The organism is Bradyrhizobium sp. 154 (genome assembly GCF_023073875.1).
Lineage (GTDB): Bacteria > Pseudomonadota > Alphaproteobacteria > Rhizobiales > Xanthobacteraceae > Bradyrhizobium.
Genome location: NZ_JADPKG010000058.1, coordinates 143,003 through 164,559 on the forward strand (window position 1 = coordinate 143,003; position 21,557 = coordinate 164,559).

The window sequence follows — 21,557 nt, forward strand, 5'->3', positions numbered from 1 at the left end:
AATTGACAGTATACTCACTATCTAGGGGTAGACTAATGTGCTCCGGCGTCCGGCGCCAGCGGAATTATGAAAGACGAGGCGCGCCGAAGCTCAGTCCCGAACGCGCGTTTGGCGCGTGTCCGAAGCAGTTTCGCGCCCAAGCATAGCCAAACCACGCGGGCTTGGCCATGCGCACCGTCAGACGCAGCGCTTCACGTAGACCCCGTTCACCAGCACCCTGGTGCAGCGGACGGCCGGAACCGGCTTGCGGACCACGACCGCCGCGTTCGGCCCGGCGCAGCCGGCGCGATACACGCCGCGGGCGCAGACCACCGCATTGGCGTCGGTGGCCTCGAACGTCATGGTTGCTGCGAAGGCGAGGAGTGCAGAAGCGACGAGCAGCAATGAACGCATGTTGTCCTCCCGGTCTGGTCGTGATCGAAATCGGATCCTTGCAAAAGACTTGTCGTTGCAGGCGTGCGGGAATTCATTCGCGCACGCTGCCAATCATTGCCCCTGTGCCTTGGCGCGCGATCGTGCGCCGCCTCATCGCACTGCGAACGGGGCGAGCACGTCCTTGCACGCGGGCGATAGCGAGGCGGCATTGCTGGAGATGCATTGAATGATGCGGCCGCCGCCGGGCGCGACGCCGGCGCAGAGCGTGCGGATGTCGGCGCCGCAGGCCGACCTTGCGATGAACAGTTCTTCGCGCGGCCGCAGCGGGCGCAAAGCGATCGCCGCTGGCGCGGCCGCCGGCGCTGCTGCCGCGGGAGCTGCACCCGCGGGCGCTGCCGTTGCAGCCGCGCCACCGCCGGACGCCGCACTCAACGCGCTCTGGCAGGCCGGCGAGACCTTGGCCTTGTTCTTCTCCAGGCATTCGAGCGCGGGGGCGCCGCCCGGCGGCACGCTGGCGCACACCTTAGGATAATCGGCGCGGCACGCGCTCCTGACCGCCGCAACCTGCGCGCTGCTCGGCTGCGTGGCGGCAGCAGCCTTCGGCGCCGGCGCGGCGGCCGGCTTTGCAGCGGGAGCGGAGTCAGCCTTCGGCGCGGCAGGCGCCGCTGCTGCCTTGGGCGCAGCCTCGGTCTTCGGCGCAGCGGGCGCAGCTTCGGTCTTCGGAGCCGAAGCAGGCTCTACCGCGCGGACCGCGATCTGGCATCCCGATGACAGGCTGGACATGTTCTTTGCCAGACATTGATACGCTTCCACGCCGCCGGGCGTCAGGCTCGAGCAATGCGCCATGAAGTCCGAGCGGCATGCCGAGCGGATGGCGCTCTTCTGCGCCTCGGTCGGCGTTTGCGCCAACGCGCCTGTTGCAGTTGCGAAGAACGCTGCCGTCAGCAACACCTTGCGCGTTGATGCATGTTTCAACGTGTTGAACATCTGGCTGATTTCCTGCCCTGTCGGTCACGCCGACGACTCTTAAAATGTAATGCAATCGCAATCGTCGCGAATGATGCCTCGCGCGTGGCATCATTCGCCGCTTTGATCTCTCCTGCAAGTCAATTATGCTGGTGCAATTGCGCCGTGGCGGCGTCTCAGAGCCTTATCATGCGCTTGCCGCGGTTCTCGCCCGCCAGCAATCCAATCAGCGCGTGCGGTGTGTTCTCGAGGCCATCGATAATGTCCTCTTGCACCTTCAGCTTGCCCGATTTGACCCACGCTTGGAGGTCTGCCAGTGCGCGCTGGCTGTCCTTCATGTAGTCCATCACGATGAAGCCCTGCATGACGAGCCGCTTCACCACGATCAAGCCGGGCACGCCGCGCGGCCGTGTGCGGCGGGCGCGCCGTCATATTGCGAGACCGCACCGCAGCAGGCGATGCGGCCGTAATTGTTCATCTGCGGCAGGCAGGCTTCCAGAATGTCGCCGCCGACATTGTCGAAATAGACGTCGATGCCCTTGGCTGCAGCTGCGCGCAGCGCCTTGAACACCGCGCCGTCCTTGTAGTCCACGGCCGCATCAAAGCCGAGCTCGGAGGTCAGCCAATTGCATTTGTCGGCGCCGCCGGCGATGCCGATCACGAGGCATCCTTTGATCTTGGCGATCTGTCCGACGAGTGAGCCGACCGAGCCCGCGGCCGCGGAGACCACGACCGTCTCGCCCTCCTTGGGCTTTCCGATCTCCAGCAGGCCGAAATAGGCGGTCAGGCCGGCGATGCCGAACACGCTGAGCAGATGCGTCATCGGCTCGAGTTTCGGCATCTTGGTGAGATGCTTCGCCGGCACCGCGGCATATTCCTGCCAGCCGGTGTCACCGAACACGATGTCGCCCGCCGCCAGCTCCGGCGCCTTCGAGCTGACAACCTCGGCAATGGCGCCGCCGGCCATCACGCTGTTGGCTTCGACGGCGGAGCGATAGGTCGCGCCGTGCATCCAGGCGCGGTTGGCGGCGTCGAGCGAGATGTATCGCACGCGCAGCAGGGCCTCGCCGTCCTTCGGCTCCGGCACTGCGTTCTCCACCATCTTGAAATGCTCGGGCCCGAGCTTGCCGCTGGGCTTTTCCACCAGGAGAATCTGGCGATTGATGTTGCCGCTCATGGCGTTCCCCTCTCCGATCGTTTTATTGATGCAGCGGCAGCCAAGAAAACGTGCAAGCCGCATTTGTTGTGCGCTGCATGAAAGCTAGATCGCGGCGTTCCATTTCACAACGAGAACATCCGGCCAACACGAGCACACGCAAAGCGTGTTGCGTCGCTGTGATATCTGCGACATCATGAAGCGCCGGTGTACGTGGGGGTAAGCGATGTCCAACAGGTTCACGCAATACATTCTGGCCGCGATGGTGCTGGGCATTGTCATGGGCTCGGCGATCTACAATTTCCTGCCCGACACGCGCGCCGACTGGGCCTCGTCCATCAACCTGATCGCCATGATGTTCCTGCGCCTGATCAAGATGATCATCGCGCCGCTGGTGTTCGCGACCCTGGTCGGCGGCATCGCCCATATGGGCTCCGGCTCCAAGCTCGGCCGCATCTTCGCCAAGACCATGGGCTGGTTCGTCAGCGCCTCCTTCGTGTCGCTGCTGCTCGGCCTCATCATGGTGAATTTGCTTCAGCCCGGCGCGAACTTCCCCGGCACGCTGCCCGCGGCGGGCCAATCGACAGGCCTGCCGGTTTCCGCCTTCTCAATCGAGAAATTCTTGACCCATTTGATCCCGACCTCGATCGCGGACGCGATGGCGCAGAACGAAATCCTCCAGATCGTGATCTTCGCCGTGTTCTTCTCGGTGGCGATGGGCGCGATGCCCGAGCGCTCTAAGCCGATCCTGGCGCTGATCGACGACATCGGCCACATCATGCTAAAGGTGACGAGCTACGTGATGTTGTTCGCGCCACTCGCGGTATGGGCCGCCATCACCGCGACGGTCGCCAAGAACGGCCTCTTGGTGCTCTGGAAGCTCGTCGTCTTCATGGGCGGCTTCTATCTCTCGCTGGCGATCCTGTGGACCATCCTGGTCATCGTCGGCTTCATTGTGATCGGGCCACGCTACGGCCATCTGCTGAAGCTGATCCGCGAGCCCCTGATGATCGCCTTCTCGACCGCGAGCTCGGAAGCGGCCTATCCGAAGACGCTGGAGGGCCTCAACCGCTTCGGCGCCTCGTCGCGGATCTCGAGCTTCGTGCTGCCGCTCGGCTATTCGTTCAACCTCGACGGCACGATGATGTACTGCACCTTCGCCAGCGTCTTCATCGCGCAGAGCTACCACATCGACATGCCGCTCGGCACCCAGCTCGCCATGCTGGCGACGCTGATGATCACCTCCAAGGGCGTCGCCGGCGTGCCGCGCGCCTCGCTCGTCGTGATCGCCTCGACGCTGGCGCAGTTCAACATCCCCGAGGCAGGCCTCTTGATGATCATGGGCATCGACACCTTCCTGGATATGGGCCGCAGCGCCACCAACGTGATCGGCAACACGCTGGCGACCTCGGTCGTGGCCAAATGGGAAGGCGAACTCGGGCCCGAGCACGAGCTTGGACCTAGTGATGCGGTGCCCGAGGATATGGTGCCCGGTGAAGTGCCCGCAATGGCCGGCCATGGGTAGGAGCGAACCATGGGCCAGTTCCTGGCGAGGTCACTGACCTCATTCTGCCTGTGGCTCGCGGCATGTTTGCTGACGACTTCGTTGTTCGTGAGCTCGGCATTCGCCCAGACCGGCAGCGAAGGGCTCAGCCCGACGCTGTCGGCCATCAAGAAGGCGCACGCGGTGCGGCTCGGCTATCGCGAGAGCTCGCCGCCGTTCTCCTTCCTCGACCAGGCGGGTCGCCCGATCGGCTACAGCCTCGAGCTCTGCGAAGCCATCGTCGAGGAGATCGGCATCGAGGTCGACGATCCCAATCTCAGGATAGATTACGTCAAGGTCACCTCGGACGACCGCATCGAGGCCGTGCTCCAGAACAAGATCGACCTTGAATGCGGCTCGACCACCGCCAATGCCGAGCGCGGCAAGCGCGTTGCCTTCTCGCCACTGATGTTCGTCGCCGGCACCAAGCTGATGGTGCCGAAGGCGTCGAACGTCCGGTCGCTGACAGATCTGAAGGGCAAGACCATCGTGGTGACGAAGGGCACCACGAACGAGCAGGCGATCCAGGCAGCCGACAAGAAGCTCTCGCTCGGTCTTAACATCGTGACCGCGCCGGATCACGAGCAGTCGTTTCAGATGGTGAACGACGGCAAGGCGGATGCGTTCGCGACCGACGACATCCTGCTCTACGGCCTGATTGCGCGTCACAAGGCCCAGGAATATTTTCGCGTGGTCGGGGACTATCTGTCCTACGATCCCTACGGCATCATGTTCAGGAAGGGCGAGCCGCAACTCGCCGCCGTGGTCGAGCGCGCCTTCCGCAAGCTCGGTTCCAACCGCGACCTCATCCCGCTCTACAACAAATGGTTCACAGCCAGGCTTCCCACCGGCGAACGGCTGAACGTACCGATCTCGCTGCAACTGGAAGAAGCCTTCAAGGCGATGGACGATTCGCCGGGCGCGAATAATTAGGCGGCTTTCTCTCTTACCCTCCCCTTGAACGGGGATGGTCGAAGCGCGAGCGGGGGTGGGGTAATCTCTCCCCACGGGCAGTGTTCGAAGTGGAGAGATCACCCCACCCCGCTGCGGATTCCGCTTCGCGCCGTGCACAGCGACCCTCCCCCTCCAGGGAGGGTGGGCACCTGCGCCGCCGCTGCTAACGTCCGGCAAACACCCGGTCCAGCGCCGCGTCGTACGTCGCCTGCACCAACTCCGGATGCAGCTTCGCCAGCGACTCCATCATCACGCCGGAATTGATCTCGAGCACGCACCAATCGGCGTCGACGCGCACCACGTCGATCGACGCAAAGGCGATGCCGATCGCGCGCGCGGCATCGATCGCGAGCTTCACGCAAGCCGTTCGAACCTCGCCGCTCTCCAGCAATACCGGCTTTGCGCCGCCATCAAGATTGTGTCGCCAATCTCTGCCACGCTGCTTGCCGTAGACGACGAGGGGTACATCATCGAGCAGCACCACACGGACCTCGTCCTCGATCGCGACATAGGGCGAGATCACGAGGCCGGCACTCATCGAAAAAACCTCGCCAACCGCGTGATCCAGTTCCGCCTCCGTCGTCACCTTGAACACCGAGCGCCCCGATGTCCCCTCATTCGGCTTCACCACCACGCCTTGCGGATGGCCGTGAAGCAGCTCAAGCATTGCACCTCGCCAGGTGGGGCCAACGACATTCTGGCCGAGCTTCGGGTTGAGGAACAGTTGATGCGGAATGCACGGCACGCCCTCCAGCGCCAGCGCCTCGGCGGTGGCCGATTTGTCGTTGGCGAGACGATGCGCGATGGCGCTGTTGAGGCCGATGTCGTAGCCGAAGGCGAAGCGGCGCGTCTTGCCCCGGCGCATCGCAACCAGCCAGCCGCTGGCATGGACATCGACCGCAATGCCATGGTCCGCGCAATAGCGCCTGATCGCCTGGATGAAGATCCGCTCGCCGCTCGCCATGGTTTCGGTCGTTCCTGTCGCCAAAAGCCGCGAAAATGCGGGAAACGGCGCCAAACCGGGGTCAAAATCAGAGCTATTCTTAATGAAATTCTCGTTAGCGCCACGGAAATTAACTGCTGCCATCGAGCCCCCCAGGGAAAAGAAATTGCCCGCCGCGCGCGCGGGGCAGCAAATCCATTAATGATGCGCCCAATTCCGCCCAAATGCCGGTTTGGTCGGCACCAATTGCTTCCGAAACGAGGTTGATTATTGGTCTCAATGGCGTAGATCACACACGCGAAATCCTCCGCCAGGCAAATGGTGCTCGCCCCGCCGTCAGGGGCAGGGCGATGCTTTTGCCCGAAAACCGCAAATATTCGGAAGATCGAAAATCATGAGCGCGTTTTACCGAGAAAAGGTTCTTTCCGTCCACCACTGGACCGACACGCTGTTCAGCTTCCGCGCCACGCGTGATACCGGCTTCCGCTTCCAGAACGGCCAGTTCGCCATGATCGGCCTCGAGGTTGATGGCCGCCCGCTGCTGCGCGCCTACAGCATGGCGAGCGCCAATCACGAGGAACAGCTCGAGTTTTTCTCGATCAAGGTTCAGGACGGTCCGCTGACCTCGCGCCTTCAAAAGATCAAGGAAGGCGACACCATTCTGGTCGGTCGCAAGGCGACCGGGACGCTGATCACCGACAATCTGCTTCCCGGCAAGCGGCTGATGCTGTTGTCGACCGGAACCGGCCTTGCGCCGTTCGCGAGCCTGATCAAGGATCCCGAGGTTTATGACCAGTTCGAGTCGATCGTGCTGGTCCATGGCTGCCGCCAGGTCTCCGAGCTCGCCTATGGCGAGAAGCTGGTCGCGAATTTGCGCGAGGACGAGGTGTTCGGCGAACTGCTCGCGGACAAGCTCGTCTACTACCCGACCGTGACCCGCGAGCCGTTCCGCAACCGCGGCCGCATCACCGACCTCATCAACTCCGAGCAGATCTTCAACGACATCGGTCAAAGCCCGCTCGACATCGCAACCGACCGCATCATGATGTGCGGCAGCCCGGCGATGCTCGAAGAGCTGAAGCTGATGTTCGAAGGCCGCGACTTCGTCGAAGGCTCCGGCAACAAGCCTGGCCATTTCGTGATCGAAAAGGCGTTCGTCGAGCGCTAAGCCCTCGCTCTGTGTCGTCTCGGTGTCGTTCTGGCGAAGGCCAAGACCGGTACCCACCGTGAAGTTTGGCGAAGGCTGGTCGTTGCCAGTCTTCGCAACAACCCCCGCTTAGGGGTGTTGCTGGCTTTGCCCTGGCTTTCGCCAGGAGGACAGCGGCGGGTGAGGCGCCTTTGCCCGCTTAGCCGCGTCCCTTTCCCCTTCTGCTGCACTGCAAAAGCCCGCCCATCGGGCTGATTGATTTGTCTCAGCCGAATTCGCTAGCCTGAAACAAGGGCCGCGTCATATCCGTATGACAGGCACAGGCGTATCGTATCGCCTCATGCTGGCGAGAGGATCGGATCGTGGCCGAGGACAACAAGACGCACGAAGCTCCCAAACGCCTGCCCCTGGCGGAAGAGGGGGTCATGGAAACCCTGCTGCTTCCGTTCTCCCCGCGCTTCATCGTGCTGACGATCTGCGCGGTCGTCACCGCGCTGCTGATCGCCATCGGTATCGTCGACCGCAAGATCTTCGACATCCTGCTGGTCCCGATCCTGATCTTCGGCGCGCTGACCCTGCTCGGCGTCCGCGATCTCTTGCAGAAGAGTCACGCGGTGCTGCGCAACTATCCGATCTCCGCGCACATCCGCTTCCTCCTGGAAGAAATCCGCCCCGAGATGCGGCAATATTTCTTCGAGAGCGAGAAGGACGGCATGCCGTTCTCGCGCGATACCCGCGCGGTGGTCTATCAGCGCGCCAAGATGGAGCTCGACAAGCGTCCGTTCGGCACCCAGGAGGACGTCTATCGCGAGGGTTACGAGTGGATGCATCACTCGGTCTCGCCGAAGGCGCATGCCGAGGAAAAATTCCGGGTCGTCATTGGCGGACCGGATTGCGCAAAACCCTATTCGGCCTCGGTGTTCAATATCTCGGCGATGAGCTTCGGCGCGCTCAGCCCGAACGCGGTGCGTGCGCTCAATGCCGGCGCGAAGAAGGGCGGTTTCGCGCATGACACCGGCGAGGGCGGCGTCAGCCCCTATCACCGCGAGATGGGCGGCGACATCATCTGGGAGATCGGCTCCGGCTATTTCGGCTGCCGTCATCTCGACGGCAGCTTCGACCCTGAGGCGTTCGCGCGCGTCGCCGGCGAGGACCAGATCAAGATGGTTGAGCTCAAGATCAGCCAGGGCGCCAAGCCCGGCCATGGCGGCGTGCTGCCGGCCGCAAAGGTCTCGGAAGAGATTTCCAAGATCCGCGGTGTCGCGATGGGCGAGGATTGCATTTCGCCGGCCTCGCACCGCGCCTTCTCCACGCCGGTTGGCATGATGCAGTTCATCGCCGAGATGCGCCGCCTGTCCGGCGGCAAACCGGCCGGCTTCAAGCTGTGCATCGGCCATCCCTGGGAGTTCCTGGCGATCTGCAAGGCGATGATAGAGACCGGCATCTATCCTGATTTCATCGTCGTCGACGGCAATGAGGGCGGCACCGGCGCGGCGCCGCTGGAATTCATGGATCACCTGGGCATGCCGATGCGCGAGGGCGTCAATTTCGTCCACAATGCGCTGGTCGGCATCAATGCGCGCGACCGTATCAAGATCGGCGCGTCCGGCAAGATCGCCACCGCCTTCGACATGGCGCGCGCCATGGCGATTGGCGCCGACTGGTGCAATTCGGCGCGCGGCTTCATGTTCTCGCTGGGCTGCATCCAGTCGCTGAGCTGCCACACCGACCGCTGCCCGACCGGCGTCGCGACGCAGGACCCGACGCGCGCGCGCGCGCTCTACGTGCCGCTCAAGATCGACCGCGTGCACAATTACCACCATGCGACGCTGCACTCGCTGACCGAGCTGATCGCCGCTGCCGGCCTCGAACATCCGCAGCAGCTGCGTCCGATCCACTTCAGCCAGCGGACGGCGACAACCCAGGTGCAATCCTTCGCACAGCTCTATCCGGCGCTGCGCCCGGGCGAGCTGCTCGAAGGCACGGAAGATCCTCGGTTTCGCGACGCCTGGCGGATGGCGCGCTCCGAGACGTTCCAGCCCGCGCAGTGAGCGTCGCGCCGCCCCGCAAGGACGCCGGTCCCGGCGCGTAAAATCATCGCGAGCTGGACCGCGTTTAACTCTTGGTTCAACTTTGGGTGTAAATTGTGCCCATGGACGAACGGCGCGACAAGGCGAGACATCGCGTGCTGAAGGCCGGGACGATCGAGTTCGGCGGCGGCGCGATCGACTGCACCATCCGCAATCTGTCCGATACCGGCGCAGCCCTCGACGTCACCAGCCCGGTCGGCATCCCCGAACATTTCACCCTGTTCGTCCAGTCCGACGGGACGCATCGATCGTGCGCCGTGGTCTGGCGCAAGGAAAAGCGGATCGGGGTGAGGTTCGGGTGAAGGTTTTGCGTTTGGCCTGCGCCGGGACGAGTGGGTGCGGCGTCCCGCGCTGGTGCATGCAATGGCGCACCCTCACGCCGCCGCCTGTTCGCCCCTCCGGCTCGCCAGAATCTTGTCGATCCGTCGCCCGTCGAGATCGACCACCTCCATGTGCCAGCCGGCGAAATCGAAGGCGTCTCCGACGTTGGGCAGCATGCTGAACTGTTGCAGCACGAGGCCCGCCACCGTGTTGTAGCGATGCGGCGGCAGCTCGATGCCGAGCAGTTCGCCGAACTCATCAACCGGCATCCAGCCGGAGATCAGGAGCGAGTCGTCGTCGCGCCTGATAAAGGCCGGCTCGGGCGGTCCTTCCTCGGAATGGAAGGCGCCGACGATCGACTCGAGGATATCGGCGGCTGTCACCATGCCTTCGAAGGCGCCGTATTCGTCGTAGACGAAACCGACGTGAACCGGCGCAGCTTTCAGGATGGTCAGCACGTCGCGGGCATCGGCCGAGGCCGGAATGCCCGGCGCCTCACGCACCAGCGCGCGCAGATCCGGCGTGCGCTCGTTCATATAAGCGATCAGCAGGTCCTTGGCCTGGAGCACCCCGATCGGCTTGTCGCGATCGCCGTCCGAAACGGGGAAACGCGAATGCGGGCTCTTCGCGATGATCTCGTGAATGGTCTTCACATCGTCGTTCAGGTCGATCTCGTCCACCTCGGTGCGCGGCGTCATGACCGCGCCGACTGGCCGATCGCCGAGCCGCATCACGCCGGCGATCATCTCCTTCTCGCCGGGCTCGAGCACGCCGGCGCTTTCGGCCTCGCTGACGAGGTGATGGATTTCGTCCTCCGAGACCTTTTCCTCGGCTCTGCCGCCGCGACCGAGCAGCGCGAGGATCACCTTGCCCGAGACATCGAGCAGGAAGACGAGCGGCAGCGAGATCCGCGCCAGCAGGTGCATCGCGGGCGCGACCCTGACGGCGATGCTTTCGGGGTCGCGCAGTGCCACCTGCTTCGGCACCAGTTCGCCGACGATCAGGGTGGCGTAGGTGATGAGCGTGACGACGATGCCGACGCCGACGATGTCGGCAATGCCTGGGGACATGCCGAGCTCAAGCAGCCATTGCGTCAGCCGCTGCCCGAGCGTCGCGCCGGAGAATGCGCCGGAAAGCACGCCGACCAGCGTGATGCCGATCTGCACCGTCGAGAGGAATTTGCCAGGATCGGCCGAAAGCGTCAGCGCCCGCTCGGCGCCGCGCACGCCCTTGGCGGCGAGCAACGACAGCCGCGCCGGGCGGGACGACACTACGGCGAGCTCGGACATGGACAGCAGGCCGTTGATGACGATCAGGACGACGACGATGACGAGTTCGATCGAGAGCATTGATGTTCCGAGGTAAGCGAGTGTGCTGGGCGCCCAGGCCTTGATATAGGTATTCAGCGAGACACAATCCCGCCGCATCTGGCGCCGCGGGAACCGCATGATCGATGGTTCCTGCGCGCTGGACGCGCGCAATGCGCGCTCCTCACAGGATGAGGACTGAGTGCGCGGTCGCAATTCGACAAGCACCGGCGTAGCTTAGCCTCATCCTGAGGAGCCCGCGCAGCGGGCGTCTCGAAGGACGAGGCGCGCATTCTGTCGCCAAGAAGCCTTGCGGTTGGCTCGCTACTCAGAACTCCCCGTGCAGCCGTCCCGAAAACACCGACACCGGTCCGCGGTCGGCGTTGTAGGCGGGATTGACGATGAGCTGGTAGTCGGCTGTGACGGTGAGGTTCTTGTTCAGCGCGTAGGCGTAATACGTCTCGAGGATGCGCTCCTTGCGGTAGTTGAGCGCGCCGTCGCCGATGAGCACGCCGAGGCCACCGGCGGCCAGGAAGTCACGATAATCCTGCGAGATCGCATTGACGGCGCCGCCGATGCCGATCACGTCGTCGGGCCGGCCCCATCTCGTGCCCTTGATCGAAAGGCCGGCGGACAGGCTGCGGTTGATGTCGGTGAAGGCAATCGTCTCGAACTTGCCGTCGTTCCAGCTCCAGCGGCCGAACAGTCCGAGGTCGTCGGTGATCGCCTGCTCGAGATTGACGACGTAGCCGACCTTGATGCGGCCGCGCCGGGTCTGCGCGATGTCGAGATTGAGCGCGGGATTGTCCAGCGTCTCGCGGAAGCTGCCCATGTTGGCGCTGTCGAGCCAGCCCATGGTCCTGAGCTTGCCGGGGTGGCCGAACAGCGAGAAGCGCGTCTCGAGCTCGACCACGTACTGGCCGCGCTCTGCGACCTTGGTGTCGAAATGATTCGAATTGGGCTCTGCGACCATCAGGAAATAGCCGCCGCGCAACGCCCATTGCTTCTGGTTGAGCTCGGCGGTGACGCCATAGGTGAGGCCGACCTTGTCGGCGGAATAGTCGAAGGCGCCCGGCGCCCATAGCGACCAGTTCATGAAGTCCTTGCGGGTGTCCTTGGCGTAGGCATTGCCGTCGAACACGTCGACCACCGCGAACTTGCCGGCCTGCAAGGTGAGGCGGGACACGTCGACCTTCTGCCCGAGCTGCAACTGGCCGCTCGCGAGCTCCTCTTGCTCGCCGCCGAAGCCGAAGGTCTGGCGCACGAATAGGCGCGAGGTATTGTAATGCGGATAGGGGAAGTTCGACTTCTGCGCTTCGCCGTTGGGGAAGCCGGCGGCGCCAACGGTGTCGTTCAGTCCAAACCCCTGGAGCAGCTCGGGATTGTAATAGACCTCGCCGCCGTCCCAGAGCCGTGCGTTCAGGAACAGGCTGTTGCTCCAGGTCGCTTTGGCCTGCGCCGACGGGGAGAGCGAATTCGGCCCCGTGTAGAGGGCGGGGAACGACGGATAGCCTTGCGGCAGATAGGTGCTCTGGCCGTGAATCTCCCAGCGATCCGATTCCGTGTCGGTCAGGGAGCTCTTCGGGACGTAGCTCGGCAGGCCCTCCCAATCGACCTTGCGGTTGAGGCCGAGCCTGATCTGCTGGAACTCCAGCGACGATGAGCTGTATTGGGCCCCCGTCGAGAAGGCGACGTTGGCGCCATCGAAGCGGCTGTAGAGATATTCGAGCCGCGCACTCCAATGGGGCGCGAAGCCGTATTCGATGCCGGCGCCTGCGACCCAGCCGGGCCGCGTGTTCAGGATTTTTGGGATTTCGGCACTGGAAGCCGGCGCGTCGAAATAGCGCTCGCCCATCCAGGCAAAGCCGCCGGTGACGTAGAGCAGCCACGGACCGCTGGTGTAGCCGACGCGGCCACGCAAGCTCGCGGTGTAGTCCCATTGCTGCGTGACGGTGTTGGCGGGGGTCGAAAGGAAGGAGACGATCGAGTTCGAGGTGATGTAATTGGGAAACGAAAAATCGCCTTCGATACCAACCAGCCACCCGGAATTGAGCCGGTAATTGTAGCCGGCCTGCACGCCGCCCATCATGCCGCTGAAGACGCCGCTGTCGCTGATTGCAGCCCCGTCGTTCAGCGCAAAGTGCGACGAACCTCGGCCATAGCCGGCATGCGCGCCGATATAGAGCCCCGTCCAGTCATAGACCGCTCTCAGCGCCGGGGCCTTCAGCGGCAGATCGGCCGCGGTGCCTGTGGCGGGAAAAGCCAGCACGCCCGTCGCAATCGCCGCGGCCGTCCGCAAGTACCGGTAACGGTGACCTCTCAACGTCAAAACGCACGCCCCCAAACGCGAATGTGTCCCGATGCTGCGGCATCCCTGCCGATTCGTGGCGACCCTGTCATCAGGTCTTGGTTGGCATGCGATCGGGCGAGATGATCTCGATTCGACGCGATTCCGTCCCAAGCACCTGTGCCTGTTGCGAACTTTATTGCGAGTAATTCTCAATAGCAACTGGTGTCAATTGCCGCAGGTGTTGGTTCGCACCCTCATGTGACGGGCCTGCAACAGGGTCGCGGCCCGAAAACAGATGACCCCGCCCGGGGGGACAGCCGGGCGGGGTCGGGGGCACGACACGGGGTGGATGAGGCGCCCGTGTCGGACGCAGGATCCACGTGAGATCGGCCTCAGGTACTCAAGTCAGTAGCAGGTACGAACGCGGCCGACGTACTGGCCGAAAGCGTTGTACTGGGCGACCCAGCCGCAGCGGTGATAGCCGTAGTAATAGGGATCGTTGCTGACGGCGATTGCGGAGCCGACGACGGCGGCAGTGGCGGTGCCGGCGCCCACACCCCAGCCCCAGCCAAGCGGCTTGGCTTCGGCCTGCGAGGCGGTGGACACGATGCCGCCTGTCACGGCGAGGGCAGCGAGAGCGACAGCGGCAATCCTGGTCTTGATCGACATGTGAAACTCCATCCGGGGTTGAGGCGGTCCGTTGTGGCCCGCGTGCCCAATTGGACGGAGGCTGCGCGCGTCCGGTTCGAAGCCGGCAGATGCGGTCGCGGAGCCCTGTGCTTTCCTGAACAATTCCAGGAGCATGGGATCTAGCCGAGGGGCCCCTTGGCGAGCCTGTTCACGTCGAAGTTATCGACTTCAATCAGCAGCTTGCAAAAGGCCGTCGCGCCCTGATCGATCAGGCGTTCGCCCTTTTCTGCAACGGCCAAAGTCGCATTGCCGACTGCGCCACTGGCGTTGAGATCCTGCGCCTGCCAGGCGAACGGCGCGGGGCGCTGCGTCGACAGCCAGCGATATTGCTGCTCGATCGCGATGCTGCTCGCGGGAAAATCCGCGATCGCATCTTTGCGCACCTGATCGGGGTAGCGCGCCAGCATGATCGAGGTCTCGATCGCACCGCCATGAATGCCGTGGCGAACTTCGTCCGCCGAGAACAGTTTGTCGGCGCCCGACAGCCGCGACCACGACGTCGTCACCACGAACAGTTTCTGGTGCGCGCGAAGATCCTGCGCCACCAGCATCATCGCCGCGCTGTTGCCGCCATGGCTGGTGATGATGACGAGCTTCCTTAACCCGCGTCGGGCGACGTCTTCGCCGATGCCTGTCCATCGCTTCAGCGCAACGTCGGTCGGCAGCGTCTGCGTGCCCGGATAGTCGATATGCTCGGTGGAGATGCCGACTGGTTCAACGGGCAGGAAACTGGCCGGAACAGTTTCGGGCAGCAGCTCGCGCACGCGCGCGAGATAGGCATCCGCAATCAGCACGTCGGTTTCGAGCGGCAGATGCGGGCCATGCTGCTCGGTCGCCGCCAGCGGCAGCACCGCAATCCAACGCGAGGCCTCGGCCGGGGCAACATCGGCCCAGCGGATCTCGGTCCAGTCGCGGGACGGCATCATTGAACTTTCCTTGGAGGTTTCTTTGCCCGAATTTGTCACGTAATTTGGGGTATGAGGGGACGCGGGCCCGGACGGCTCGCGTCCCCGAACTTCATGCGGTTTTATCGCGTTGCGTTCACATGAGCCAGACGCGATTGGGCCAGCAACGATCGACGGAGTCCCTTCATGAGCCCTTCTCATCTGCGGCGAGCGTTAACGGCGGGCTTGATGGCCGCTTTGATCGGAAGCGTCCCGGTGGGGGCCGAAACGCTCGACAAGGTCACCTTCGGCACCAATTGGGTCGCCGAGGCCGAGCATGGCGGCTTCTTCCAGGCGGTCGCCGACGGCACCTACAAGCGTTACGGGCTCGACGTCACCATCGTCCCCGGCGGGCCCAACGAGAACAATCGGATGCTGCTGATCGCCGGCAAGATCGATTTCTTCATGGCCGCGAACACGCTGATGTCGTTCGATGCGGTCGCCAACGACGTTCCCGTCATCACCATCGCCGCGATCTTCCAGAAAGATCCGCAGGTGATGCTGACGCAGCCCGATGCCAAGGTCGCCAAGATTGAGGATCTCAAGCCGCTGACGCTGTTCGTCTCCAAGGAGGGCATGACCAGCTACTTCCAGTGGCTGAAGTCCGAATATGGATTCAGCGAGAAGAACGTCCGCCCCTATAATTTCAATCCTCAGCCCTTCATCGCCAACCCCAAGAGCGCCATGCAGGGCTACGTGACATCCGAGCCCTTCGCAGTCGAGAAGGCGGCCGGCTTCAAGCCCAACGTACTGCTGCTCGCCGATTACGGCTTCAATACCTATTCGACCCTGATCGAAACCCGCCGCGACGTGGTCGAGAAGAAGCCGGATCTGGTGCAGCGCTTCGTCGATGCCTCCATGATCGGCTGGTACAATTACATCTACCGCGACAATTCCGCTGGAAATGCCATGATCAAGAAGCTCAATCCCGAGATGACCGATGATCTGCTCGCCTACTCCGTCGCCAAGATGAAAGAGCACGGCATCGTCGATTCCGGCGACAGCCTGAAGAACGGCATCGGCGCCATGAGCGACGAGCGCTACGCTTCCTTCTTCAACAAGATGGTGAAGGCGGGCGTGGTGAAGCCCGATCTCGACTTCCGCAAATCCTATACGCTGCGCTTCGTCAACAAGGGCGTCGGCGTCGAGCTGCGCCCGAGCAAGCCGTAACGCATGTTGAGATCTGGCGCAGGCGGCTCGGTGTCCTACACCTCTCCCGAAGGGAGAGGTCGCATCGCATCGTCAGATGCGATGCGGGTGAGGGGTTACGCTCCCTGGTGTGACCTGAGCCCCCTCACCCGGCGCTGCGCGCCGACCTCTCCCCGATGGGGAGAGGTGAAGGACGCGGCCCGACCGCGTCTCACAACAGCCTGCGGCCAATGCTAGAGAGCTCAACCTCGCCCGCCGTCGAGGCCAGCCTGACGGCGCTCGCCGTCAGCCTCCGCGGCGTGACGAAAGCCTATGACAACGGCGTCATGGCCCTCGGCCCGCTCGACCTCGCCGTGCGCAAGGGCGAGTTCATCTCGCTGCTGGGTCCGTCGGGTTGCGGCAAGTCGACGGCGCTGCGGCTGATCGCGGGGCTCAGCACGCCCTCGTCCGGAATCGTGCGGGTGGCGCGCCGCGAAGGCGTGCCGCAGCCGGGCCACGGCATCGGCTTCGTGTTCCAGGAGCCGACCCTGATGCCCTGGACCAGCGTGCGCGAGAACGTGCGGCTACCCCTGAGGCTTGGTCGCGTTCCGAAGGCCGAGGCGTGCGCGCGTGCCGAGGCGGCGCTCGCCAGCGTCGGCCTTGCCGATTTTGCCGAGGCCTTTCCGCGCGAGCTCTCCGGCGGCATGAAGATGCGGGTGTCGCTGGCGCGCGCGCTCGTCACCGATCCCGATATCCTGCTGATGGACGAGCCGTTCGCGGCGCTCGACGAGATCACGCGCTTCCGCCTCAACAATGATTTGCTCGCGCTGTGGCGCAGCCTCGGCAAGACGGTCATCTTCGTCACCCATTCGGTGTTCGAATCCGTTTACCTGTCGCAGCGCGTGGTGGTGATGACGGCGCGGCCCGGCCGCATCCAGGCCGACCTCCGCATCGAGACGGTCGAGCCGCGGGGCGAGGAGTTTCGTACTTCAGTCGCCTATTCCGATTATTGCCGCAGGGTGTCGGCGGCCTTGGCGCCGTCCTATGCGGGGCAATCGACGCTATGAACGTGCAAGCTGCGGTCACCGCAAAGCCGTCCGGCGCGCAACGTGCAATGCGCCTCGTGCCGCCCGTCCTCGTGTTCGCGGCCGGCCTTCTCGCCTGGGAACTGGTGGTCCGTATCAAGGAGATTCCGCCCTACGTGCTGCCGGCGCCCTCCGTCATCTTTCTGACGCTGATCAAGGATTGGGCGGTGCTGTCGCAGTCGCTCGCCACCACGCTTCTGACCACGCTAGAAGGTTTTGTGGCAGCGAGCATCGGCGGCATCGGGCTGGCGCTCTTGTTCAACCAGTCGAAATGGGTGGAATATTCGCTGTTCCCCTATGCCATCGTGCTCCAGGTGACGCCGGTCATCGCGATTGCGCCGCTCTTGCTGATCTATCTGGAGCAGCAGACCGCGGTGGTGGTCTGCGCCTTCATCGTTGCCTTTTTCCCGGTGCTGTCCAACACCACGCTCGGGCTGAATTCGGTCGACCGCAATCTCGCCGGCCTGTTCCAGCTCTATGGCGCATCAAAGCCGCAGACGCTGCGCTTTCTCAAGCTGCCCGCGGCGCTGCCCCACATCCTCGGCGGCTTGCGCATCGCCGGCGGCCTGTCGCTGATCGGCGCGGTCGTGGCCGAGATTGCAGCGGGAACGGCCGGTGCCGGCTCCGGGCTCGCCTACAGGATCGCCGAGTCAGGCTATCGATTGAACATACCCCGCATGTTCGCTGCGCTGCTTTTGCTGTCGCTCGCCGGGATTGTCATCTATGGGGTGCTGGCGCTAGTTTCGCACCTCGTTTTACGGCGCTGGCATGAGAGCGCGCTTGGAAAGGAAAACTGATGACCGCCGGTTCGATTTCGTCCGAAAAGATCGATCTTTTGATTTATGGACCGGTGCGGCCGATCCTCGAGAACGGGTTTTCCGACCATTTCGTCGTGCACAAGGCCGAGACGCGCGGTGACCTCGAGCGGCTGACGGCGGCGGTCCGCGACAGGATCCGCGGCGTCGCCGTGACGTATCACACCGTGCGCGCCGACAAGGATTCACTGTCGCAGCTGCCGAAGCTGGAAATGGTGGCGAGCTTCGGCGTCGGCTATGATCACATCGACGCCAAATACGCGGCCGAGCACAATATCATCGTCACCAACACGCCCGATGTCCTCACCGAGGAGGTCGCCGATGTCGCGATGGGCCTTCTGATCTCCACGCTGCGCGAGTTCATCAAGGCCGATCGCTACGTCCGCTCCGGACTGTGGCAGACGCAGAACTATCCGCTCAGCGTCGGCTCGCTGCGTGACCGCAAGGTCGGCATCGTCGGCATGGGACGGATCGGCCAGGCCATCGCGCGCCGGCTCGATGCCTCGCTGGTGCCTGTGGTCTACCATTCCCGTAACCCATCCAAGGATGTCTCCTACAAGCACTACCCTGATTTGATCGAGATGGCGAAGGCGGTGGACACGCTGATGGTGATCGTGCCCGGCGGCGCCAGCACCGACAAGATGATCAACGCCGAGGTGCTCAAGGCGCTCGGCCCGCGCGGCGTGCTCATCAACGTCGCGCGCGGCTCGGTGGTCGACGAGCCGGCGCTGGTCCAGGCACTGAAATCAGGCACCATCCTCGCCGCCGGCCTCGACGTGTTCGCGGCGGAGCCGAACGTGCCGGACGAGCTCAAGACCATGCAGAACGTGGTGCTGCTGCCGCATATCGGCTCGGCCTCGGTGGTGACGCGCAACGCGATGGACCAACTCGTCGTCGACAATCTCAAGGCCTGGTTCGCCGGCAAGGCGCCGCTGACACCGGTTGCGGAAACGCCGTTTAGGGGGCGCTGATGAGAGCTCTTCGGGGCGTTGCATTGATGATCGCGGCATGTGCTGCCGCGATCGATCCTGCGCACGCGCAGGATGCGGCGACCCTGAAGAAGCAGATGCCCGGGCAGTGGGAGCTCTCGACAACCGAGCGCAACAAGACCTGCGTCGTCACCCTCAAGGGCGACGCCAAGGGCCAGGGTTTTAAGCTGGAGCTGGAGCCGGCCTGCAAGACCGCGCTGCCCTTCACCAAGGACATCGTCGCCTGGAACGTCCGGGGCCTCGACATCGTCCGCTTGCAGGACGCCACCGGTGAAGCCGTGATCGACTTTACCGAGGTCGAGGCCGGCATCTTCGAGGGCCTGCGCCAGGGCGAGGGTGTCTACATCCTGCAGGATCTCGCCGCGGCGCGATCGATGGCCAAATCGATGGACCAGATGATCGGCGACTGGTCGATGGTGCGCGGCAACGGCCAGCCGGTGTGCGGGCTGACGCTGACCAACACCGAGGCGGGCGCGGACAATTTCCAGGTCTTCCTCAAGCCGAAATGCGACGCGGCGATCGCGCAATTCAACCCGACGCAATGGCGGCTCGAGCGCGGCCAGATCCTCCTGATGTCGAAATCAGGCGAAGCCTGGCAGTTCGAGGCCGACGACAACGCGCAGTGGCGGCGCGTCCCCGATACCGCCGATCCCTTGATCATGCTGCGTCAATAGGCAAGCCTTCCGCGCTGCCGAACGACGGGTGTGAACGCGGAACCCGCTGCAGGGCAGCCCGTTGACGAAAGAGCGATTTCGTTGGGAGATCCGCATGGCCAAGCGCATCCTCGCGATCGGCATCGAGCCCGGCAATGCGGATTATAGCGCATTCCCGCAGCTCACGCCCGAACATGTCCGCAGCTACATCGAGGCCCAGCTCCTGCGGCTGCGCGGTCTCGGCTTCGAGGTCACGAGCTGTCTGATCGATCTCGATGCGACTGCGGAGGCTGCCGTGACGGCGGCGCTGCGCGACGAGCGCTTCGACTGCATCGTGATCGGCGCCGGGCTCCGCGAGCCGAAGGAACGGCTGCTGCTGTTCGAGAAGGTGCTCAACCTCGTCCACCGCCTGGCGCCGGAAGCCGCGATCTGCTTCAACACGACGCCGGCCGACACAGTCGAAGCGGTGCAGCGCTGGGTCGAGCCATGAATTGACGTCCCGGCCTGCTAGATCAAGCGCATCCCGCGCAGGCTGGCGTGGCCGCTTCTGCCGACGATGATGTGGTCGTGCACGGAAATCCCGAGCGGCTTTGCGATGTCGATGATCGCTTTCGTCATCTGGATATCGGCTTGCGAGGGCGAGGGATCGCCCGAGGGATGGTTGTGCACCAGGATCAGCGCGGTCGCGGAGAGTTCGAGCGCGCGCTTGATCACCTCGCGGGGATAAACCGGGGTGTGGTCGATGGTGCCGGTCTGCTGCACCTCGTCGGCGATGAGCTGGTTGCGCTTGTCGAGGAAGAGCAGGCGGAATTGCTCCTTGTCGGCGAAGGCCATGCTGGTGCGGCAATAGTCGATCACCTCGTTCCAGGACGAGAGCGCGTTGCGGCTGTTGACGTCGCCTTTGGCGACGCGGTGCGCCGCTGCTGCGATCAGCTTGAGCTGGTTGATCGCGGATTCGCCGATGCCCTCGACCTCGCGCAGGCGCGCCACCGGCGCATGCACGACCTCGGCGAACGAGCCGAAAGTCTTTATCAAGGTCTTTGCGAGTGGCTTGGTGTCGCGCCGCGGCAGCGCGGCAAACAGCGCCATCTCCAGCAGCTCGTAGTCGCTGAGCGCATCCGCGCCGGCGCTGTAGAAGCGCTCGCGCAGCCGCTCGCGATGGCCGTGATAATGCGGCGCGTCCTCAGGTTTGCTCTTGTCGTGGTCGGATTTGGCGGGCATCGGCCGCCAGCATTGCCGCGGAACCGCAGCTTTGCAACCGTCAATTGCGATAGCAAGCGCCGTTCATTGTAGGCCGGCGGCCCAAAGCCTCACCCGATCTGCTTCTCGCCATGCCGCTCCGACAGCGTGAAGATCTCGACGCCCGTCGCCGTCACGCCGACCGAGTGCTCGAACTGCGCCGACAGCGAGCGGTCGCGGGTCACCGCGGTCCAGCCGTCGGAGAGGATTTTGACATGCGGCTTGCCGAGATTGATCATCGGCTCGATGGTGAAGAACATGCCGGGCTTGAGCTGGACGCCCTCGCCGGGCCGGCCGATATGGATGATGTTCGGCTCGTCGTGGAACATGCGCCCGAGGCCGTGCCCGCAGAAATCGCGCACCACGCTCATGCCCTGCGGCTCGACGAAACTCTGGATGGCGTGGCCAATGTCGCCGGTGGTGGCGCCGGGCTTCACCGCGGCGATGCCGCGCATCATCGCTTCATAGGTGACTTCGATCAGCCGCTCGGCTTTGCGCGCGATCGGGCCGACCGCATACATCCGGCTGGAATCGCCGTACCAGCCGTCGACGATGAAGGTGACGTCGATGTTGACGATGTCGCCTTCCTTCAGCGGGCGGTCGCCGGGCATGCCATGGCAGACCACGTGGTTGAGCGAGGTGCAGGTCGAGTAACGGTAGCCGCGGTACATCAGCGTCGCCGGATAGGCGTTGTGGCTGAAGGCGAAGTCGCGGACGAATTCGTCGATGCGCGAGGTCGGCACGCCGGGGCCGACGATATCGGTGAGGTCGTCGAGGCACTTGGCCACCAGCGCCCCCGCCTTGCGCATGCCGGCAAAGGCGCTCGGCCCATGCAGCTTGATCTGTCCGGTCTTGCGCAGGGAGGTCTCGGTGGCTTCGACGTAACTCATGCGGGCGCGATCTTCCAAAGGGGCTCAATGTC

Annotated in this window: 20 protein-coding genes and 1 pseudogene; 11 read left to right on the forward strand and 10 right to left on the reverse strand. The window is 63.9% G+C overall.

Annotated elements, in window-relative coordinates; genetic code table 11:
• Positions 1 to 177 precede the first annotated feature (177 nt).
• The 3 genes and pseudogenes from IVA92_RS16160 to IVA92_RS16170 all read right to left on the reverse strand — a co-directional run bounded on the left by IVA92_RS16160 (position 178) and on the right by IVA92_RS16170 (position 2,518).
• A complete protein-coding gene (locus IVA92_RS16160; RefSeq protein WP_018316432.1) occupies positions 178 to 393 on the reverse strand; it encodes a hypothetical protein in 216 nt (71 codons plus the stop codon).
• 132 nt (positions 394 to 525) lie between these two features.
• Positions 526 to 1,362, reverse strand: coding sequence for a cysteine rich repeat-containing protein (locus IVA92_RS16165; protein ID WP_247276359.1), 837 nt, complete (start codon positions 1,360 to 1,362; stop codon positions 526 to 528).
• Between the two features lie 155 nt (positions 1,363 to 1,517).
• Positions 1,518 to 2,518: pseudogene (locus IVA92_RS16170) on the reverse strand (NADP-dependent oxidoreductase).
• A gap of 205 nt (positions 2,519 to 2,723) precedes the next feature.
• Between IVA92_RS16170 and IVA92_RS16175 the strand changes: the two are divergent.
• Positions 2,724 to 4,022, forward strand: coding sequence for a dicarboxylate/amino acid:cation symporter (locus IVA92_RS16175; protein WP_247276360.1), 1,299 nt, complete (start codon positions 2,724 to 2,726; stop codon positions 4,020 to 4,022).
• Positions 4,023 to 4,031: 9 nt separating this feature from the next.
• Positions 4,032 to 4,973: an amino acid ABC transporter substrate-binding protein gene (locus IVA92_RS16180; RefSeq protein ID WP_247276361.1), complete on the forward strand. Its 942-nt coding sequence runs from the start codon at positions 4,032 to 4,034 to the stop codon at positions 4,971 to 4,973.
• A gap of 184 nt (positions 4,974 to 5,157) precedes the next feature.
• Here the strand turns inward: IVA92_RS16180 and IVA92_RS16185 are convergent, their stop codons facing one another.
• Positions 5,158 to 5,958 carry an ATP-grasp domain-containing protein gene (locus IVA92_RS16185; protein ID WP_247276362.1) on the reverse strand — a complete coding sequence of 267 codons (801 nt, stop codon included), beginning with the start codon at positions 5,956 to 5,958 and terminating at the stop codon, positions 5,158 to 5,160.
• Between the two features lie 373 nt (positions 5,959 to 6,331).
• On the opposite strand from IVA92_RS16185, the gene IVA92_RS16190 reads away from it, so the two are divergent.
• From IVA92_RS16190 to IVA92_RS16200, 3 genes are all read left to right on the forward strand, one after another.
• Positions 6,332 to 7,105 (forward strand): ferredoxin--NADP reductase, encoded by a 774-nt coding sequence (locus tag IVA92_RS16190; RefSeq protein ID WP_247276363.1) that lies wholly within the window; start codon positions 6,332 to 6,334, stop codon positions 7,103 to 7,105.
• 404 nt (positions 7,106 to 7,509) lie between these two features.
• On the forward strand, positions 7,510 to 9,135 hold the full coding sequence (locus tag IVA92_RS16195) for an FMN-binding glutamate synthase family protein (protein WP_247276444.1): 1,626 nt from the start codon (positions 7,510 to 7,512) through the stop codon (positions 9,133 to 9,135).
• Positions 9,136 to 9,236: 101 nt separating this feature from the next.
• Positions 9,237 to 9,476 (forward strand): PilZ domain-containing protein, encoded by a 240-nt coding sequence (locus tag IVA92_RS16200; RefSeq protein WP_247276445.1) that lies wholly within the window; start codon positions 9,237 to 9,239, stop codon positions 9,474 to 9,476.
• A 72-nt stretch (positions 9,477 to 9,548) separates the two neighbouring features.
• Here IVA92_RS16200 and IVA92_RS16205 read toward each other — a convergent pair whose 3' ends face one another.
• The 4 genes from IVA92_RS16205 to IVA92_RS16220 all read right to left on the reverse strand — a co-directional run bounded on the left by IVA92_RS16205 (position 9,549) and on the right by IVA92_RS16220 (position 14,708).
• The gene (locus IVA92_RS16205) at positions 9,549 to 10,844 is read right to left on the reverse strand and encodes a hemolysin family protein (protein ID WP_247276364.1); all 1,296 of its coding nucleotides are present in this window, start codon (positions 10,842 to 10,844) and stop codon (positions 9,549 to 9,551) included.
• Between the two features lie 286 nt (positions 10,845 to 11,130).
• Entirely contained in the window at positions 11,131 to 13,101 is a 1,971-nt protein-coding gene (locus IVA92_RS16210; RefSeq protein WP_247276365.1) for a carbohydrate porin, read from the reverse strand.
• Between the two features lie 396 nt (positions 13,102 to 13,497).
• Positions 13,498 to 13,761, reverse strand: a complete 264-nt coding sequence (locus IVA92_RS16215; protein ID WP_247276366.1) for a hypothetical protein — start codon at positions 13,759 to 13,761, stop codon at positions 13,498 to 13,500.
• Positions 13,762 to 13,901: 140 nt separating this feature from the next.
• On the reverse strand, positions 13,902 to 14,708 hold the full coding sequence (locus tag IVA92_RS16220; protein ID WP_247276367.1) for a creatininase family protein: 807 nt from the start codon (positions 14,706 to 14,708) through the stop codon (positions 13,902 to 13,904).
• A 165-nt stretch (positions 14,709 to 14,873) separates the two neighbouring features.
• Between IVA92_RS16220 and IVA92_RS16225 the strand changes: the two genes are divergently transcribed.
• From IVA92_RS16225 to IVA92_RS16250, 6 genes are all read left to right on the forward strand, one after another.
• Positions 14,874 to 15,896 carry an ABC transporter substrate-binding protein gene (locus IVA92_RS16225; RefSeq protein WP_247276368.1) on the forward strand — a complete coding sequence of 341 codons (1,023 nt, stop codon included), beginning with the start codon at positions 14,874 to 14,876 and terminating at the stop codon, positions 15,894 to 15,896.
• A 209-nt stretch (positions 15,897 to 16,105) separates the two neighbouring features.
• Positions 16,106 to 16,921, forward strand: coding sequence for an ABC transporter ATP-binding protein (locus IVA92_RS16230; protein ID WP_247276369.1), 816 nt, complete (start codon positions 16,106 to 16,108; stop codon positions 16,919 to 16,921).
• Positions 16,918 to 17,736 (forward strand): ABC transporter permease, encoded by an 819-nt coding sequence (locus IVA92_RS16235; RefSeq protein ID WP_247276370.1) that lies wholly within the window; start codon positions 16,918 to 16,920, stop codon positions 17,734 to 17,736. Before IVA92_RS16230 ends, IVA92_RS16235 begins: the two co-directional genes overlap by 4 nt.
• Positions 17,736 to 18,725 carry a 2-hydroxyacid dehydrogenase gene (locus IVA92_RS16240; RefSeq protein ID WP_247276371.1) on the forward strand — a complete coding sequence of 330 codons (990 nt, stop codon included), beginning with the start codon at positions 17,736 to 17,738 and terminating at the stop codon, positions 18,723 to 18,725. Before IVA92_RS16235 ends, IVA92_RS16240 begins: the two co-directional genes overlap by 1 nt.
• Positions 18,725 to 19,417, forward strand: coding sequence for an AprI/Inh family metalloprotease inhibitor (locus IVA92_RS16245; RefSeq protein ID WP_247276372.1), 693 nt, complete (start codon positions 18,725 to 18,727; stop codon positions 19,415 to 19,417). The genes IVA92_RS16240 and IVA92_RS16245 overlap by 1 nt, the downstream gene beginning before the upstream one ends.
• A gap of 94 nt (positions 19,418 to 19,511) precedes the next feature.
• Positions 19,512 to 19,886 carry a hypothetical protein gene (locus IVA92_RS16250; protein ID WP_247276373.1) on the forward strand — a complete coding sequence of 125 codons (375 nt, stop codon included), beginning with the start codon at positions 19,512 to 19,514 and terminating at the stop codon, positions 19,884 to 19,886.
• Between the two features lie 17 nt (positions 19,887 to 19,903).
• Here IVA92_RS16250 and radC read toward each other — a convergent pair whose 3' ends face one another.
• Together radC and map are read right to left on the reverse strand one after the other, a co-directional pair.
• The gene (gene radC, locus IVA92_RS16255; protein ID WP_247276374.1) at positions 19,904 to 20,617 is read right to left on the reverse strand and encodes a DNA repair protein RadC; all 714 of its coding nucleotides are present in this window, start codon (positions 20,615 to 20,617) and stop codon (positions 19,904 to 19,906) included.
• Positions 20,618 to 20,706: 89 nt separating this feature from the next.
• Positions 20,707 to 21,525 (reverse strand): type I methionyl aminopeptidase, encoded by an 819-nt coding sequence (gene map / locus IVA92_RS16260; RefSeq protein WP_247276375.1) that lies wholly within the window; start codon positions 21,523 to 21,525, stop codon positions 20,707 to 20,709.
• Positions 21,526 to 21,557 lie beyond the last annotated feature (32 nt).